14 protein-coding genes and 2 pseudogenes are annotated in these 13,315 nt (G+C 71.2%); 8 read left to right on the top strand and 8 right to left on the bottom strand.

Translation table 11 applies throughout. The annotated features are described in order from the left end of the window. The first annotated feature begins 106 nt into the window (after positions 1 to 106). The 3 genes and pseudogenes from B277_RS14670 to B277_RS14665 all read left to right on the top strand — a co-directional run bounded on the left by B277_RS14670 (position 107) and on the right by B277_RS14665 (position 2,132). Positions 107 to 559, top strand: coding sequence for an SCP2 sterol-binding domain-containing protein (locus tag B277_RS14670; RefSeq protein WP_007929680.1), 453 nt, complete (start codon positions 107 to 109; stop codon positions 557 to 559). 5 nt (positions 560 to 564) lie between these two features. Continuing rightward, positions 565 to 915 (top strand): annotated as a pseudogene (locus B277_RS19300) (AMP-binding protein); the annotation flags it as partial. A 110-nt stretch (positions 916 to 1,025) separates the two neighbouring features. Next, complete coding sequence (locus B277_RS14665; RefSeq protein WP_238539418.1) at positions 1,026 to 2,132, top strand: AMP-binding protein; 1,107 nt, start codon at positions 1,026 to 1,028, stop codon at positions 2,130 to 2,132. Between the two features lie 75 nt (positions 2,133 to 2,207). Here B277_RS14665 and B277_RS14660 read toward each other — a convergent pair whose 3' ends face one another. Next, positions 2,208 to 3,548: a serine hydrolase domain-containing protein gene (locus B277_RS14660; protein WP_007929677.1), complete on the bottom strand. Its 1,341-nt coding sequence runs from the start codon at positions 3,546 to 3,548 to the stop codon at positions 2,208 to 2,210. 73 nt (positions 3,549 to 3,621) lie between these two features. On the opposite strand from B277_RS14660, the gene tmk reads away from it, so the two are divergent. The 5 genes from tmk to B277_RS14640 are packed head-to-tail and all read left to right on the top strand — an operon-like array spanning position 3,622 to position 7,634. Then, a complete protein-coding gene (gene tmk / locus B277_RS14655; protein WP_007929676.1) occupies positions 3,622 to 4,239 on the top strand; it encodes a dTMP kinase in 618 nt (205 codons plus the stop codon). 41 nt (positions 4,240 to 4,280) lie between these two features. Then, positions 4,281 to 5,408 carry a DNA polymerase III subunit delta' gene (locus B277_RS14650; RefSeq protein WP_238539417.1) on the top strand — a complete coding sequence of 376 codons (1,128 nt, stop codon included), beginning with the start codon at positions 4,281 to 4,283 and terminating at the stop codon, positions 5,406 to 5,408. 9 nt (positions 5,409 to 5,417) lie between these two features. Further along, complete coding sequence (locus B277_RS14645; RefSeq protein ID WP_007929674.1) at positions 5,418 to 6,569, top strand: alpha/beta fold hydrolase; 1,152 nt, start codon at positions 5,418 to 5,420, stop codon at positions 6,567 to 6,569. Beyond that, positions 6,469 to 6,951: an alpha/beta hydrolase gene (locus B277_RS20070; RefSeq protein WP_007929671.1), complete on the top strand. Its 483-nt coding sequence runs from the start codon at positions 6,469 to 6,471 to the stop codon at positions 6,949 to 6,951. The genes B277_RS14645 and B277_RS20070 overlap by 101 nt, the downstream gene beginning before the upstream one ends. A 2-nt stretch (positions 6,952 to 6,953) precedes the next feature. Then, positions 6,954 to 7,634: a lysophospholipid acyltransferase family protein gene (locus B277_RS14640; protein ID WP_040881740.1), complete on the top strand. Its 681-nt coding sequence runs from the start codon at positions 6,954 to 6,956 to the stop codon at positions 7,632 to 7,634. 44 nt (positions 7,635 to 7,678) lie between these two features. Here B277_RS14640 and B277_RS17665 read toward each other — a convergent pair whose 3' ends face one another. The 7 genes and pseudogenes from B277_RS17665 to B277_RS14620 all read right to left on the bottom strand — a co-directional run. Then, the gene (locus tag B277_RS17665) at positions 7,679 to 7,849 is read right to left on the bottom strand and encodes a hypothetical protein (RefSeq protein ID WP_007929667.1); all 171 of its coding nucleotides are present in this window, start codon (positions 7,847 to 7,849) and stop codon (positions 7,679 to 7,681) included. A 110-nt stretch (positions 7,850 to 7,959) separates the two neighbouring features. Beyond that, positions 7,960 to 8,103: a hypothetical protein gene (locus B277_RS17660; RefSeq protein ID WP_156811810.1), complete on the bottom strand. Its 144-nt coding sequence runs from the start codon at positions 8,101 to 8,103 to the stop codon at positions 7,960 to 7,962. After that, positions 8,100 to 9,080 carry a glycosyltransferase gene (locus B277_RS14635; RefSeq protein ID WP_007929665.1) on the bottom strand — a complete coding sequence of 327 codons (981 nt, stop codon included), beginning with the start codon at positions 9,078 to 9,080 and terminating at the stop codon, positions 8,100 to 8,102. The genes B277_RS17660 and B277_RS14635 overlap by 4 nt, the downstream gene beginning before the upstream one ends. Then, positions 9,077 to 10,162 (bottom strand): glycosyltransferase family 4 protein, encoded by a 1,086-nt coding sequence (locus B277_RS14630; protein ID WP_007929664.1) that lies wholly within the window; start codon positions 10,160 to 10,162, stop codon positions 9,077 to 9,079. The genes B277_RS14635 and B277_RS14630 overlap by 4 nt, the downstream gene beginning before the upstream one ends. Further along, complete coding sequence (locus tag B277_RS14625; RefSeq protein ID WP_007929662.1) at positions 10,159 to 11,223, bottom strand: glycosyltransferase; 1,065 nt, start codon at positions 11,221 to 11,223, stop codon at positions 10,159 to 10,161. The genes B277_RS14630 and B277_RS14625 overlap by 4 nt, the downstream gene beginning before the upstream one ends. Before the next feature lie 774 nt (positions 11,224 to 11,997). Further along, complete coding sequence (locus tag B277_RS17655) at positions 11,998 to 12,528, bottom strand: hypothetical protein (RefSeq protein ID WP_128277352.1); 531 nt, start codon at positions 12,526 to 12,528, stop codon at positions 11,998 to 12,000. 132 nt (positions 12,529 to 12,660) lie between these two features. Continuing rightward, a pseudogene (locus B277_RS14620) lies at positions 12,661 to 13,315 on the bottom strand (IS3-like element ISTesp1 family transposase); the annotation flags it as partial.

The following is a 13,315-nucleotide window of genomic DNA, read 5'->3' as shown; positions in this document are numbered from 1 at the left end:
CGAGCGCCAAGAAGTCCTGAAGGGCGTCCGGCCCCTGGTCGCACCCGTTGCCGCCTTCGTTACTCGTGGGTATGGTCCGGGAAACCGCACCGAAGGAGCTGCCCGCATGGACCTGGACCCGTCGACCTTTGCGTCGATGACGCCCGAAGAGTTTGCCCAGACCGCCAAGCAGATGTCCGACAAGGAGGTCTCGGAGGTCATGAGCGGCGAGCTGCGCACGCCGATCCTCGACGCGATCTTCGAGCGTTTCCCGGAGCTCTTCCGCCCGGAGCGGGCCGCAGGCGTGAGCAGCACGATCCAGTTCCGTATCACCGGCGGGCCGGACGACCACCCGCACGACACCTACGAGATCGTCGTCGACGACGGCACGTGTGCGGTCTCGCCCGAGCCGGGTGAGCGGTACGACACCTCGCTCATGATGGCGCCGCCGGAGTTCCTCAAGATGGTCACCGGCCGAGGCAACCCGACGATGCTCGTCATGCGCGGCAAGATCAAGGTCAAGGGCGACATCGCCACGGCCGCCAAGTTCCCCACCCTCTTCGACATCCCGAAGGCCTGATACCGATGAACCCCCTGATCGTCGCCAAGACCATGGCCAAGCGCGGGATGCTCACCCCCGGGCCGCCGGCCGCCCAGGTCAAGCAGCTCACCGCCCTGAAGAAGTGGGGCTTCGGCCTCGCGGGCGAGTTGCGCCAGGCCGCCAACCGCTCGCCGAAGACCGTCGCGGTCATCGACGAGACCCGGGGCGCCACGACCTACGCCGAGCTGCTCGCCAACTCCGAGAAGATCTCGACGATCCTCACCGAGATGGGCTTCGGCCCCGGTGACCGGATCGGCCTGCTCGCCCGCAACCACGTGCAGGCCATCGAGGTCATGACGGCGACCTCCGCGATCGGGGTCGACCTCGTCCTGGGCAACACCGGGCTGGCCGGGCCGCAGTTCGCCGTCGTCGCCGAGCAGCAGGGCATCAAGCACTCATCCACGACGACGAGTTCGCCGAGGTGGTCTCGCACCTGCCGCAGGAGATGCCTCGCATCACCGAGACCGAGCTGGCTCGGCGGGTCGAGCAGGCGCCCCGCCCCCAGGCGCTGCCGGTGCCGACCAAGGGCGGCCGCACGATCATCCTCACCTCCGGCACGACCGGGACGCCGAAGGGAGCGGCCCGCAAGACTCCCGGTGGTTTCGGCCCGCTCATCTCGATCATCGACCGGATCCCCCTGCGCGCCCACGACCGGATCCTCATCTCCGCGCCGATCTTCCACACCTGGGGCTACGCGGCGATGCAGCTGTCGATGGCGCTGCGCGCGACGATCATCCTGCAGCGGCGCTTCAAGCCCGAGGCGGCGCGGGCGGCGCTCGAGGAGCTGCAGCCCGACGCCATGTTTGCCATCCCGGTCATGCTCCAGCGGATGATGGAGCTGCCGAGCGACCCCGCGGCCCGCTCCCGGCGCAGGCTGCGCGTCGTCGCGACCTCCGGGTCGGCCTACCCCTCGGGCTTCACGACGAAGTTCATGGACGAGTACGGCGACGTGCTCTACAACCTCTACGGGTCCACCGAGGCGTCCTGGGTGTGCATCGCGACGCCCGCCGACATGCGCCGCCACCCCAACACGGCGGGTACACCGCCCCTGGGGACGGTCGTGCGGATCCTCGACGAGGACGGTCGCGAGGTGCCGGCGGGGGAGAAGGGTCGGATCTTCTGCGGCAACGAGCTCGTGTTCGACGGCTACACCAACGGCAACACCAAGGACTTCATCGACGGGCTCGTCTCGACGGGGGACATGGGGCACCTCGAGGGCGACCTCTACTTCGTCGATGGTCGCGACGACGACATGATCGTCAGCGGTGGCGAAAACGTCTACCCGATCGAGGTCGAGGGGCTGCTCGCCGAGCACCCCGCGGTGCGTGAGGTCTCCGCCATCGGCGTCCCCGACGACGACTTCGGCCAGCGGCTCGCGGTCTTCGTCGCGCTCAACGACGGGCACACCCTCACCGGTGACGAGGTCAGGGAGCACGTGCGGGCCCACCGCGCCCGGCACTGCATCCCCCGCGAGGTCGTCTTCATGGACGAGCTGCCGCGCAATGCCACCGGCAAGATCCTCAACCGGGAGCTGCGCAAGCACTTCGCCTGACGCCCCCGTCGCCTGCTCGCTCTGGCCGACCCCTCCACTGCGCATTTCCCTAGGGAAATGCGCAGTCGGGGGCGGTCAGAGCCACTGGCCGAAGGCCAGGGGCTCGCGGGTGAAGCGGTAGGTGGCCCAGTTGAGGTGGGTGACGGTGCCGGAGGCATCGCGGGTGACCCGCAGCAGCTCGCCGCGCTCGCGGCCCGACACCGTGCGGTAGCGGTCGGTGGCCTCGGCCTCGAAGACCGAGGGCGGCATCTCCTTGGGCTGGCCGGCCACCCGCGCTTCGAGCCGGCCCTCGCGCACCGACAGCACGAAGTGGGTCCCCTCGGAGTACCAGTGCCCGAGCAGCGGGACGAGCTCGTCGGGCAGCTCGGTCCCGGGCTGCCAGGGCTCGGGCTGCACCGGCTCGCGCTCGATCGCGATCGTCCCGAGCTCGATGGCGGCGGCCGCAGGAGGGACGGGGGCGGAGTTGTTCATGAGGATCAGTCCCGTTGTGGCAGTGGGACGCTCGGTGAAGACGCCGGTGATCGAGCCGGGCCAGCCGCCGGTGTGCCCCACCCAGGTGCGCCCTTCGTGCCGCACGAGCTGGAAGCCCAGCCCCCACGCGGAGGTCCACCCCGTCACGTCGGCCATGACCTGCGGCTGGCACATCTCCTCCAGCGTGTCGGGGGAGAGCACCTCGTCGACCGGGTCGGCCACGAAGCCGCCCCAGCGCGCCATGTCGGTGGCGGTCGACCGCAGACCGCCGGCCGGGTCCATCGCGGCCGCGTCGAAGACCGGCTCCTCGACCGGGACGTCTGCGAAGGGCGGGACGTAGTACCCCTTCGCCCGGCGGCCGGAGGGGACGGTGCCGGTGCGGGTCATCTCGAGCGGGTCGAGGATGCGCCGCCGGATCGACTCCTCCCAGGTGCACCCGTCGAGGCGCCCGATGATCTCGCCGAGGACGGCGTAGGCGAGGTTGGAGTAGTGCCAGCGGTCGTGCGGCCGCCCGACGCGCTCGGCCTGCGACCAGCCGGCGAGCATCTCCTCGCGGGAGGGCATGACCATGGTGTCGAAGACGTCGCCGACGGGTTCGCGCTGCATGCCGGAGGTGTGCGAGAGCAGCTGGCGGATCGTCACGCGGGCGTGGGCGGAGTCCGCGAGGTGCTGCTCGACCGTGTCGTCGAGGTCGAGCCGGCCCTCGTCGCGCAGCGCCATGATCGCGACGGCCGTGAAGGTCTTGGAGTTGCTCGCCACGGGGTACTGCGTGTCCGCGTCGGGTGCCTCGCCCGGGGTCGCGAGGTCGATCGTGCCGATGCCCGTGGACCACTCCAGCCGGCCGTCACGCGCGACGCCGGCGACGAGCCCCGGGACGCGGCCGTCGGTCTGCGCGGTCAGCGCGCGGGTGGTCAGGGCTCGTGCGGTCTCGTCGCTGAAGGTCATGCGCCCGACGATAGGCCCACCGGGTGGGGACGGCCGCAGGACCGTGTCGGGGCGGTGCCATAGGGTCGACGGCGTGACGGACAGTGGGTACTTCATCGCCTTCGAAGGGGGCGACGGCGCGGGCAAGTCGACGCAGGTGCGGCACCTCGTCGCGGCCCTCGAGGCCGCGGGGCGCGAGGTCGTCGTGACCCGCCAGCCAGGCGGGACGGCGCTGGGCGCCGCCCTGCGCGACCTCGTGCTGCACGGGGAGGCGATCACGCCGCGCGCAGAGGCGCTGGTCTTCGCGGCCGACAAGGCGCAGCACGTGGCGGAGGTGGTCCTCCCTTCGCTCGCCCGCGGAGCGGTCGTCGTCACCGACCGCTACGTCGACTCGTCGGTGGCCTACCAGGGGGCCGGGCGCACGCTGGGGGTCGACGAGGTGGCGCAGCTGCAGGGCTGGGCGGTCGGTGGGCTCACCCCGGACCTCACGGTCGTCGTGGACGTCGACCCGGCCGAAGGGCGGCGCCGTCGCGGTGGCAGCCACGACCGGATGGAGTCGGAGGCCGACGCCTTCCACACGGCGGTGCGGGAGCGCTTCCTCGCGCTGGCCGATGCGGCACCAGACCGCTACCTCGTCGTCGACGGCACCGCAGCGCCGGAGGCCGTCGCGGATCAGGTGCGGGCCCGCCTCGTCGCGGACGGCCTGCTGTGACCGCGGCTCCGGCAGGCGCAGCGGCACCGATCTGGCGTGACGTGGTCGGCCAGAGCGAGACGATCGCGACGCTCACCCGGGCCGTGTCGGACCCGTCCGCGATGACGCACGCCTGGCTCTTCACCGGGCCGCCGGGGTCGGGCCGCTCGACGGCGGCGCGCGCCTTCGCCGGTGCCCTGCTCTGCCCGAGCGGTGGGTGCGGCGAGTGCCGCGAGTGCCGCACGGCGGTCGACGGCACGCACGCGGACGTCGACGTGCTCGCGACGGAGGCGCTGTCGATCGGTGTCGCGGCCACGCGCGACCTCGTCCAGCTCGCCGGTCGCTCGCCGAGCGTGGGCCGCTACCGGATCATCCTCGTCGAGGACGCCGACCGGTTGACCGAGCAGTCGGGCAATGCCCTGCTCAAGGCACTCGAGGAGCCGACGCCGCGCACGGTGTGGCTGCTGTGCGCCCCGAGCCTGGAGGACGTGCTCATCACCGTGCGCTCCCGCTCGCGGCACGTCCGGCTGCGCACCCCTCCGGTCGCCGAGGTCTCGGCCCTGCTGCAGCGTCGCGACGGCATCGACCCCGGCATGGCGACCTACGCCGCCCGCGCCGCGCAGAGCCACATCGGGCTGGCCAAGCGGCTGGCGACCGACGAGGGTGCGCGCATCCGACGTCGCGACACGATCGCCATGGCGGCGCGGATCCGGGGGGTCTCCGACGCCGTGGGCGCGGCCGCCGACCTGCTGCACATCGCCGAGGAGGAGCGTGACCGCACGCTCGACTCGCGTGCCGCGGCCGAGAAGCAGCGCCTCCTCGAGACCCTCGGGGCCGACCCGAGCGCGCGGACGCAGCCACCGCACATCCGCGCGCAGGTGACGGCGCTGGACAAGGAGCACAAGACGCGGGCGACCCGCTTCACCCGCGACATGGTCGACCGGGCGCTCGTCGACCTGCTCTCGGTCTACCGCGACGCCCTCGTCGTCCGCTCCGGCTCGCCGGTCGCCCTCGTCAACGAGGACGCGCGCCCGGTCGTCGAGGAGGTCGCGCACGCCTTCACCAGCGAAGGCCTGCTCGGGGCGATGGAGGCGATCGCCACGGCGCGTGAGCGGATCGCCGCCAACGTCGCGCCGCTGCTCGCGCTCGAGGCGATGGCGGTCTCCGTGCAGCTGCCCACCCGCAGGTAGCGTCGGGGCATGAGCTCTCGCCGGTCACGCCCCCTCCGCGTCGTCGCCGCCGTGTCGGCACTGATGCTGCCGCTGGCCGGCTGCTCCCTGCTCGACCCCGGCCCGGAGCCGAGCGGGCTGACGCCGGGGGACCGGCAGCCGCCCGCCGGTACGACGGGCCTGGAGCGGTACTACGAGCAGGACCTGCAGTGGGGCGAGTGCGAGCGTGGTGACGGCGAGTGCGCCGAGCTCGAGGTGCCGATGGACTACGACGACCCCGACGGCGAGACGATCAAGATCGCCGTCCTGCGGATCAAGGCGAAGGGGAAGGCCGCGGGCTCCCTCGTCGTCAACCCCGGTGGCCCGGGCGGCTCCGGCGTCGAGTACGCCGCCGCGGCGGACTTCGTCGTGAGCGACCAGATCCGCAAGAGCTTCGACGTCGTCGGCTTCGACCCGCGCGGCGTGGCCCGCTCCCACCCGGTCGACTGCCTCGACGACGCCGGCATGGACCGCTACCTGGCCAAGGACCCCACGCCCGACACCGACGACGAGCGGACCGCGGACGACGAGGCGCAGAAGGAGTTTGCCGACGGCTGCGAGGACAAGACCGGTGAGCTGCTCGGCCACGTCTCCACGGCCGATGCGGCCCGGGACATGGACGTGCTGCGTGCCGCGCTCGGCGACGGCAAGCTGACCTACCTCGGCAAGTCCTACGGCACCTATCTCGGGGCCACCTACGCCGAGCTCTTCCCCGACCGCTCCGGCCGGCTCGTGCTCGACGGCGTCATCCCGCCGGACGCCTCGTCCGAGGAGGTCGTCATCGGCCAGGCCAAGGGCTTCGACACCGCGACCAAGGCGTGGGCGCAGGACTGCGTCGACGACGACTGCCCGCTCGGGTCGAGCGTCGACGCCGTCGTGACGAGCGTGCAGGACCTGCTCGAAGAGCTCGACGAGCAGCCCCTACCGGCCTCGGCGGGCATCGAGCTCACCGAGGGGTGGGCGACGTGGGGCATCGCGCAGGCCCTCTACGACCAGGGCATGTGGTCGCAGCTGACCGACGCGCTCGAGGCTGCGCAGGACGGTGACGGGGGGCCCGCTCAGCGAGCTCGGCCGCACCTACGCCGGGCGCGACTCGGGCGGCGAGTACGCCTCCAACCTCCTCGAGGCGCTGCCTGCAGTTAACTGCCTCGACCGTCCCGAAAAGGACGTCGACCAGGACGCGCTCGTCGACAAGGCGGTCGAGGCCGCCCCGATCTGGGGGCGTGAGCTGTCGTCGGAGTCGCCGTGCTCGCAGTGGCCGGTCGACGCGACCAACACGCCCCACAAGGTCGACGCGAAGGGGGCCGACCCGATCCTCGTCGTCGGCACCACCCGCGACCCGGCGACGCCGTACGAGTGGGCGCAGCGCCTGCATGAGCAGCTCGCCGACTCCGCGCTCATCACCCACGAGGGCGACGGGCACACCGCCTACATGCGGCAGAACTCCTGCGTCGACACGGCGGTGGACCAGTACTGGCTCACCGGCGTGACGCCGGACGGCGACGAGCTGACCTGCGCGGAGTGACCATGCGGCCACGGATCTCGCCCCGCCAGCACGTGAAGAATGCCGTCGGCTTCGCGCTGGTGTGGCTCGTGGCCAAGGTCGCGCACCGTGTTCGCTTTCGCACGGCGGGTTCGGTGCCTCGTCGAGGGCCGGTGATCCTCGTGGCCAACCACCTGACGCTGACCGACCCGCTGGCGGTCGCCCGGGTGGCGATCGGGCACAGGCGCTTCCCGCACTTCCTCGCGATGCAGGAAGTCTTCGGCTGGCCGGTCGTCGGGGCGCTGGCCCGGGCGACCGGGCAGATCCCGGTGGCCCGCGGCTCGGCCGCGGCTGCCGGTGCGCTCGACGCGGCCTCGGAGCGCCTCGAGCAGGGTCAGCTCGTCGCGCTGTACCCGGAGGGGAAGCTGACGACCGAGCCCGACCGGATGCCGGGGCCGGCCCGTACGGGGGCGGCGCGTCTCGCCCTTCGTCATCCGCAGGCGCCGGTCATACCCGTGGGGACCTGGGGCCCGCAGCAGGGGCATCACCACATCTGGCACCGCCACACCGCCTGCCTGTCGGTCGGCGAGCCGATCGACCTGTCGGCGTGGGCCGGTCGCACGGACGATGCGGCCGCCCGCGAGGTGACCGACGTGATCATGACTGCGATCCGCACCGAGATCGGGTACGCGCAGCAGATGTGGCGCGAGCGCTGGGACGGCTGATCCTCTGGCCCGTGCGGGTCTCTGCAGCCGGACCACCCGAGGAGTCAGGCCGACCCGACGCGCTGCCAGTGACCGTCGACGTACTCGAGCAGACCCAGATCCGCGAAGCCTTGGAGCCAGGTCGTCATCGGCCACTCGCCCCACCGTCGGTGGAAGATCGCGGCGTTGCTCAGGATGGCGTCCAGGTGCCTGACCGGTGGCGACTCGACGTCCATCCAGGAAGACCAGGACGTTGGCGCCCAGCTCACGGGCTCGGACGGCACCCAGGTTGCGGGCAGCGGCCAACGGCAGCCCGTCAGGGTCGCGCCCGAGCTGCACCACGTGGCTACCGGCGCCTCGTGAGCCGGGTCGTCCATGGCGACGACGACCCGGCGATCGGGCCACTGGTGCCCTGCTGCAGGGTGCGCCCTTGGTTGAGCAGGTGTCGGCCTCGACCGTGGGCGATCGTGATCGTGGTGATACTGCTCATGCTGCACCTGCCTCCAGCAGGACTGTGACGAACCGCTCGGCGGCATGCCCGTCGCACCACCCCTGCCAGCTGTGGCCGTCGAGCCGACGCGCTCGCTCGAGCAGGGTCAGCCAGCTGTCCTGCGGCAGTGAGTGGCACACGATGGCCGGCCACCGGTCGTCGTCCAGGGCCTGCCCCATCGCCAGCTGCTCGTCGAAGGGGCGCGCCTGCGGGAGCACGATCGCGGGACGGCGCGCGGCGGCGGTCTCTGCGACCGCGTTCTGACCGCCGTGGGTGATCACCACATCGGAGTTGAGCAGGACGTCGAAGGGATCGGCCACCCACTGGTCCCCTCCGAGCACGGTCCACGTCCAGCCACGAGTCCGGCGGCGGGCCGTGGCGAGCTCGTGCTCCGGGGGGCCGTCACCACCGCGCCCCCACAAGACGGCCACGTGAGCCTCTCCGGCACGTCGCGGCCGGGGTTCGCTGGGGGCGAAGCGCGAGAGCCCACCCACGCACCGCAGACGGGCCACGAGATCCGGGGGCAGGCCGGTGTGAACCCGGGCGGTGGCGGGCCACATCGCCACGAGAGCCTCGCACACGCCGTACCCGAGCAGATGCGCCGGATCGGAACGGTCACCGGGCAGCACGACAGCGACCACCCGCACTCCGTGCAGACGGGCGAGCAGGGTGATCTCGACTGAGTGGTCGCTCACGAGCAGGCTCGGACGGGCGGCCTCCAGCCAGGACGAGATTCGGGCCATCCGGCTCGAGAGTCCGGTGTGACCCACCGGAGCCCAGTGCAGGTTCCCGTCGGCTGTGACGTCGGGGTGGCCGGCCGCGGGCGCGTCGTCGTCCAGCTGGATCCAGTCGCCGCTCCACCCCGGCGGCCGCGGCAGGGTCGACAACCCCGTCACCTCACCAGGCCACGCGGCCGCGACGGACTGGGCCCGGTGGAGGTGCCCCGAGCCGTGGTGGTGCACGTAGTAGCCGATCACGCGGCTGCAGCCTCCAGAGCCCGGCTGTAGACCCCTTCGTAGCCGTCGACCATCGCACGGTGGGACAGGCGCTCCTCGGCCTGGCGCCGGACCTGTCGCCGGTCGAGCGTCAGCGCGGCACGCACCGCGCTCGCCAGACCCGGCACGTCACCCGGGTCCGCCAGAACCCCGGTCTCGGCGGTGACCAGATCCGCGAGCCCGCCGCGGGATAACGCGGCGACCGGCGTCCCGCACGCCATGGCCTCAGCGGCCACGAGACCGAAGGGCTCGTCCCAGGCCGGAGTGACGAGGGCGACGCTCGCACCGCCGACCAGGTCAGCCAGCTCGCGGTGGGTCACGTGCCCGAGGTACTCGGCGTCCTCGCCGAGCAGGGGCGCGACCTCGCGCTCGTAGTAGGTCTGGTCGAGGACCTCGCCGGCCAGGCGCAGCGGCACCCCCGCTCGGCGCGCTGCCGCGATCGCGAGATGAGGTGCCTTCTCCGGCACGATCCGGCCCGACCAGATGGCCGGGCCCCCGCCCGGACCCAGCCGCCAGTGGTCGAGGTCGACCCCGTTGGGCACGGCGATGCTCGGGACGACGTTCGCCCAGGCCCGAGCAGTGGCGTCGCTCACCGCGACGAAGTAACAGTTCGGTCCGGCGAACTGCGCGGCGGACGTCAGCCACGGCAGGGGCGGCGTGTGGAGGGTAGTGACCACGGGCATGTCGAGGGCCCGCGACATCGCGACCGGCAGGTGGTGGAGGCTGTTGTTGTGCACGAGATCGTAACGGGCCTGGCCGGCGTGCATCAGGTCCAGCATGAGTCCCAAGTAGGCGTGGTGCTCCTCCATCCAGACCTCCGGTGGGGCGGCGATGTCCTGGCGGGCCGTGTCGTCAGGGGTGTAGACGGCCAGCGGCAGCTCGTGCACGTCCAGGTCGGGATCGGAGCCGGACCGGGCGAAGAGCGTGACGTGGTGGCCGCGACGACGCAGCTCCTTGGCCAGCGCGTGCGTGTGCGCCTCAAGACCGCCGGCGAAAGGCTCACGCACGGGGAACCGGCTGGACGCGATCAGGCAGATGCGCAGGCCGCTGCGGCAGTGACTCATGAGAGCAGCCGTCGGTAAAGGTCCTCGTGCGCGGTCGCGACCTCCAGGCGTTGACGGCGACGCTCATCGACGGTGGGTGAGGGGAGCGGACCATGTGCGTAGGCGCTGCGGACGGCCGCTGCGAGACTCTCGGGGTCGAAGCTCCCTTCGTCCATCTCGTAGGTCAGGACCGGACCCTGCTCGGCGTAGTAGCCGCACGTCGGCGCCACGACCGTCGTCCCGAGGTCCCGGCACGCCTCCAGCCACCCCGAGTGGGTGCCGAACCGGTAGGGCAGCACCGAGACGTCGAGCGAACCGAGGAGGTCCCACAGGGCCGCATCGTCGAGGTAGTCGTGCACCCGCAGGTCCACCAGGCCACGGTGCGTGGCCGTCTCGAGGTGGTCGGTCAGGGCGGCGTCGCGTCGTGCACCGTCGGGGGAGAGCACGTCGCGGTGCCCGTTGACCTGCAGCACCCCGCCCGGCAGGTCGGCGACGGTCTCCTCGAGGACGGGGAGGACGGCCAGCGGGTCCATGTTGGCCCGCAGGCTCTTGACGTGCACCCCGACGCGGAACTCACCACGAGCTTTGCGGGAGCGCGCGTCGCTGGTGCGGTGGGCCCGCATGGTCGGCAGGTCGACGACGTGCGGGTGGGGCAGGACGATGGCGTCTCGCGCCCACCGACGACGGATCTCATCGGCTGCCCCGGGAGTGAGGGTGATGACGGCGTCCGCGTGCTGCATGAGCACGTCCAGCTGGCGTGCATGCGTCGTGCTGTCCACGTGGTGTGGGTTGCGCAGGTCATGGGCGGTGTAGACGATCGGCGCTCCTCGCCGACGAGCGACGGACAGCGCCTCGTCCAGCTGGGCTGGGTCACGCGCGTCGAAGCCAAAATGCACGTGCAGCAAGTCGTAGTCGGCGTCGGCCAACCACGCAGGGTCCAGCATGACGGGTGGCCACCACTGCTGCTGCGTGGAGCGCTCAGGGGCCTGCGGATCCGGGTCCTCGAGCCGCCGCACGCCCGAGGGCTTCCCCTCGTGGGCGATGTGTCGGACGTAGACGTGCGATCCGGGGACGGAAGCCACCGTGATGGGTCGGTCGTCGCCCGCATCCGGGCGGGTGTCCGCCCCCGTTGACGCTTCCTGTGTCATCTTTCTCCTCTAGGCATGCGGGAGACCTGCTGTGGTGTGTACGGCCCCCCAGGGGGAGCACCCGCAGTGCGTCGACCCATGCCGATGGGCCTCACCGCGTGAACCTTAGGGCAATACGTGTGAAGAGAGGGACGACGAAGCCCCCGGCCACTGGGGGCCGGGGGCTTCAGGTGAGCCGCCTGTCGGAATCGAACCGACGACCTTCTCATTACGAGCACGACCGCAGTCGTCAGACGCCCGGTTGCAGCGGGTGCAGGGGCTGCGCTTGGTGCCGGGGGAGGGGCTTCGTGCGCGAAGGGGGTACCACGGGGGTACCAAACACCAGGGAGGTCCATCGCCCCGATAGCGGAGCAGAGAAGAGCTCGGCGAGGTTCGGTCAAGGTCGCCGTCCTCGAGCACTTGGATCCCGCATGTCCGGGAGGACATACCTGGACCACGTGACCAGTCCGGCCTTGACCGGTTCTCGACGAGCTCGGATCGTTGCCCGCCCGGGGTGATGGTCCGGGCTCGTCCTATGGCAGGGCGCCGTCGCCAAGGGCGTGGAGGTGGGGGTGCGCGGAGGGCGAGGAACGAGCCCGGAGCGCGGGGGTCCCTACCGGAGCGCCCGCCGGCGGCGGGCGCGCGGGCCGAAGGCCCGCTTGAGTCAGTAGGGAAAGTCATCACACGGTCCAGCGCTCTTGACCGGAGGGCGGCGAGCCGCCATTGGGATCAAGTGTTCTCCTTCCTTCCTAGCCAAGCAATTTTCCGGTACTCGTCAGGGGTTCCAAAGGTGTCCGCGGGGAGGAGGATGTGGGCTTCATGCACTGGCTTGCGCCCGGGGATTGGTTTCAGACGAAGTCCTTGTACAGCCGTGGTGGCGGGGCGGCCGCCGGCTGTTCCAACCTGGGGGCGCATCCTGCTGATCATGTCCGGAAGCCACTCGGGCTCTTCTTCGGCGAGCTCTGCGGGCCGTAGCAGTCCAGCGGGCAAGTCATGTACGAACCAGCGGACCTTGTCTGAAGGGTAGAGCGCGAGCACTGCCAGCCGCTTCGGTGGAGCGCCACCGGATGGCCACAGTCTGTTGTCGAGGCGCCGGCACGCGGCGAATACCTCGGAATAGCCGGAACGGAGCACGTCCGTCGCCTTCGACAGTCCCACGCGCCAGTCGGGGTGATCCGGCACCGCCGGAAGTTCATCGAGGAGGGCTCGCCACCAGACGATGCCTTCGTGGAAGGCCAGTGGGGCTAGTTGGAGATCCATGCCGAGTCTGTGGGTGACCTGTCCGGACTTGTCTCGTCGCGTACCGAAGAGCGCCCCTGCGCTTCCATGCATGACTCCGGACAGGATGCGGTAACTGTCATTGAACCGCACTGGGTCTGATGGAGGCTCGGGCTATTGGATTCCGACCAAGGGGTGGTCGGACCGTTGCGTAGCGTAGAACGCTTCCTCGAACTCTGCTGGCGGGACGTCGCCCAGGTAGCCGTGGAGGCGGTCGTGGTTGTGCCAGTGGACCCAGGACAGGGTGGCGAGCTCGACATCCTCGATGCTCTTCCAGGGCCGTCTCTGGCGTGCGGGGCCGCGGATTAGCTCGGCCTTGTAGTAGCCGTTCACGGTCTCGGCAAGGGCGTTATCGTACGAATCCCCGACGGTGCCGATCGAGGGCACCGCACCGATCTCAGCCAGTCGTTCTCCGTAGCGAATCGACGTGAATTGGCTGCCCGCGTCGCTGTGACACCGCAGCCCGTCGAGCTGGGTGCCGCGTGACCACCTGGCCATCTCGATGGCGTCGAGGACCATCGTGGTCCTCATGTGCGAGGCGACTCGCCACCCGACGATCGTGCGGGAGTAGGCGTCGATGATGAAGCAGACGTAGGCGACGCCGGCCCAGGTCGGCACGAAGGTCAGATCTGTGACCCACAACTGGTTCGGCGCGGTGGCGGTGAAGTCGCGGCCCACCAGGTCCGGGTGCCGCGGCATGCCCGGGTCTGGCGTGGTGGTGCGCACCCGCTTGGTGCGCCGCACGCCCTCGATACCCTCGGCGCGCATC

The sequence above is a fragment of the Janibacter hoylei PVAS-1 genome, from assembly GCF_000297495.1.
GTDB classification, from domain to species: Bacteria; Actinomycetota; Actinomycetes; order Actinomycetales; family Dermatophilaceae; genus Janibacter; species Janibacter hoylei.
The sequence above is the reverse complement of the archived record's forward strand: the minus strand, read 5'-3'. Positions and strand labels throughout refer to the sequence as shown.

What these genes read in the sequence shown, in the direction of transcription:
- B277_RS14670 (WP_007929680.1), top strand. Translation starts at nt 107, where the DNA reads ATGGACCTGGACCCGTCGACCTTTGCGTCGATGACGCCCGAAGAGTTT.
- B277_RS14665 (WP_238539418.1), top strand. Translation starts at nt 1,026, where the DNA reads ATGCCTCGCATCACCGAGACCGAGCTGGCTCGGCGGGTCGAGCAGGCG.
- B277_RS14660 (WP_007929677.1), bottom strand. Translation starts at nt 3,548, where the DNA reads ATGACCTTCAGCGACGAGACCGCACGAGCCCTGACCACCCGCGCGCTG.
- B277_RS14645 (WP_007929674.1), top strand. Translation starts at nt 5,418, where the DNA reads ATGAGCTCTCGCCGGTCACGCCCCCTCCGCGTCGTCGCCGCCGTGTCG.
- B277_RS14640 (WP_040881740.1), top strand. Translation starts at nt 6,954, where the DNA reads ATGCGGCCACGGATCTCGCCCCGCCAGCACGTGAAGAATGCCGTCGGC.
- B277_RS17665 (WP_007929667.1), bottom strand. Translation starts at nt 7,849, where the DNA reads ATGGACGTCGAGTCGCCACCGGTCAGGCACCTGGACGCCATCCTGAGC.
- B277_RS17660 (WP_156811810.1), bottom strand. Translation starts at nt 8,103, where the DNA reads ATGAGCAGTATCACCACGATCACGATCGCCCACGGTCGAGGCCGACAC.
- B277_RS14630 (WP_007929664.1), bottom strand. Translation starts at nt 10,162, where the DNA reads ATGAGTCACTGCCGCAGCGGCCTGCGCATCTGCCTGATCGCGTCCAGC.
- B277_RS17655 (WP_128277352.1), bottom strand. Translation starts at nt 12,528, where the DNA reads ATGGATCTCCAACTAGCCCCACTGGCCTTCCACGAAGGCATCGTCTGG.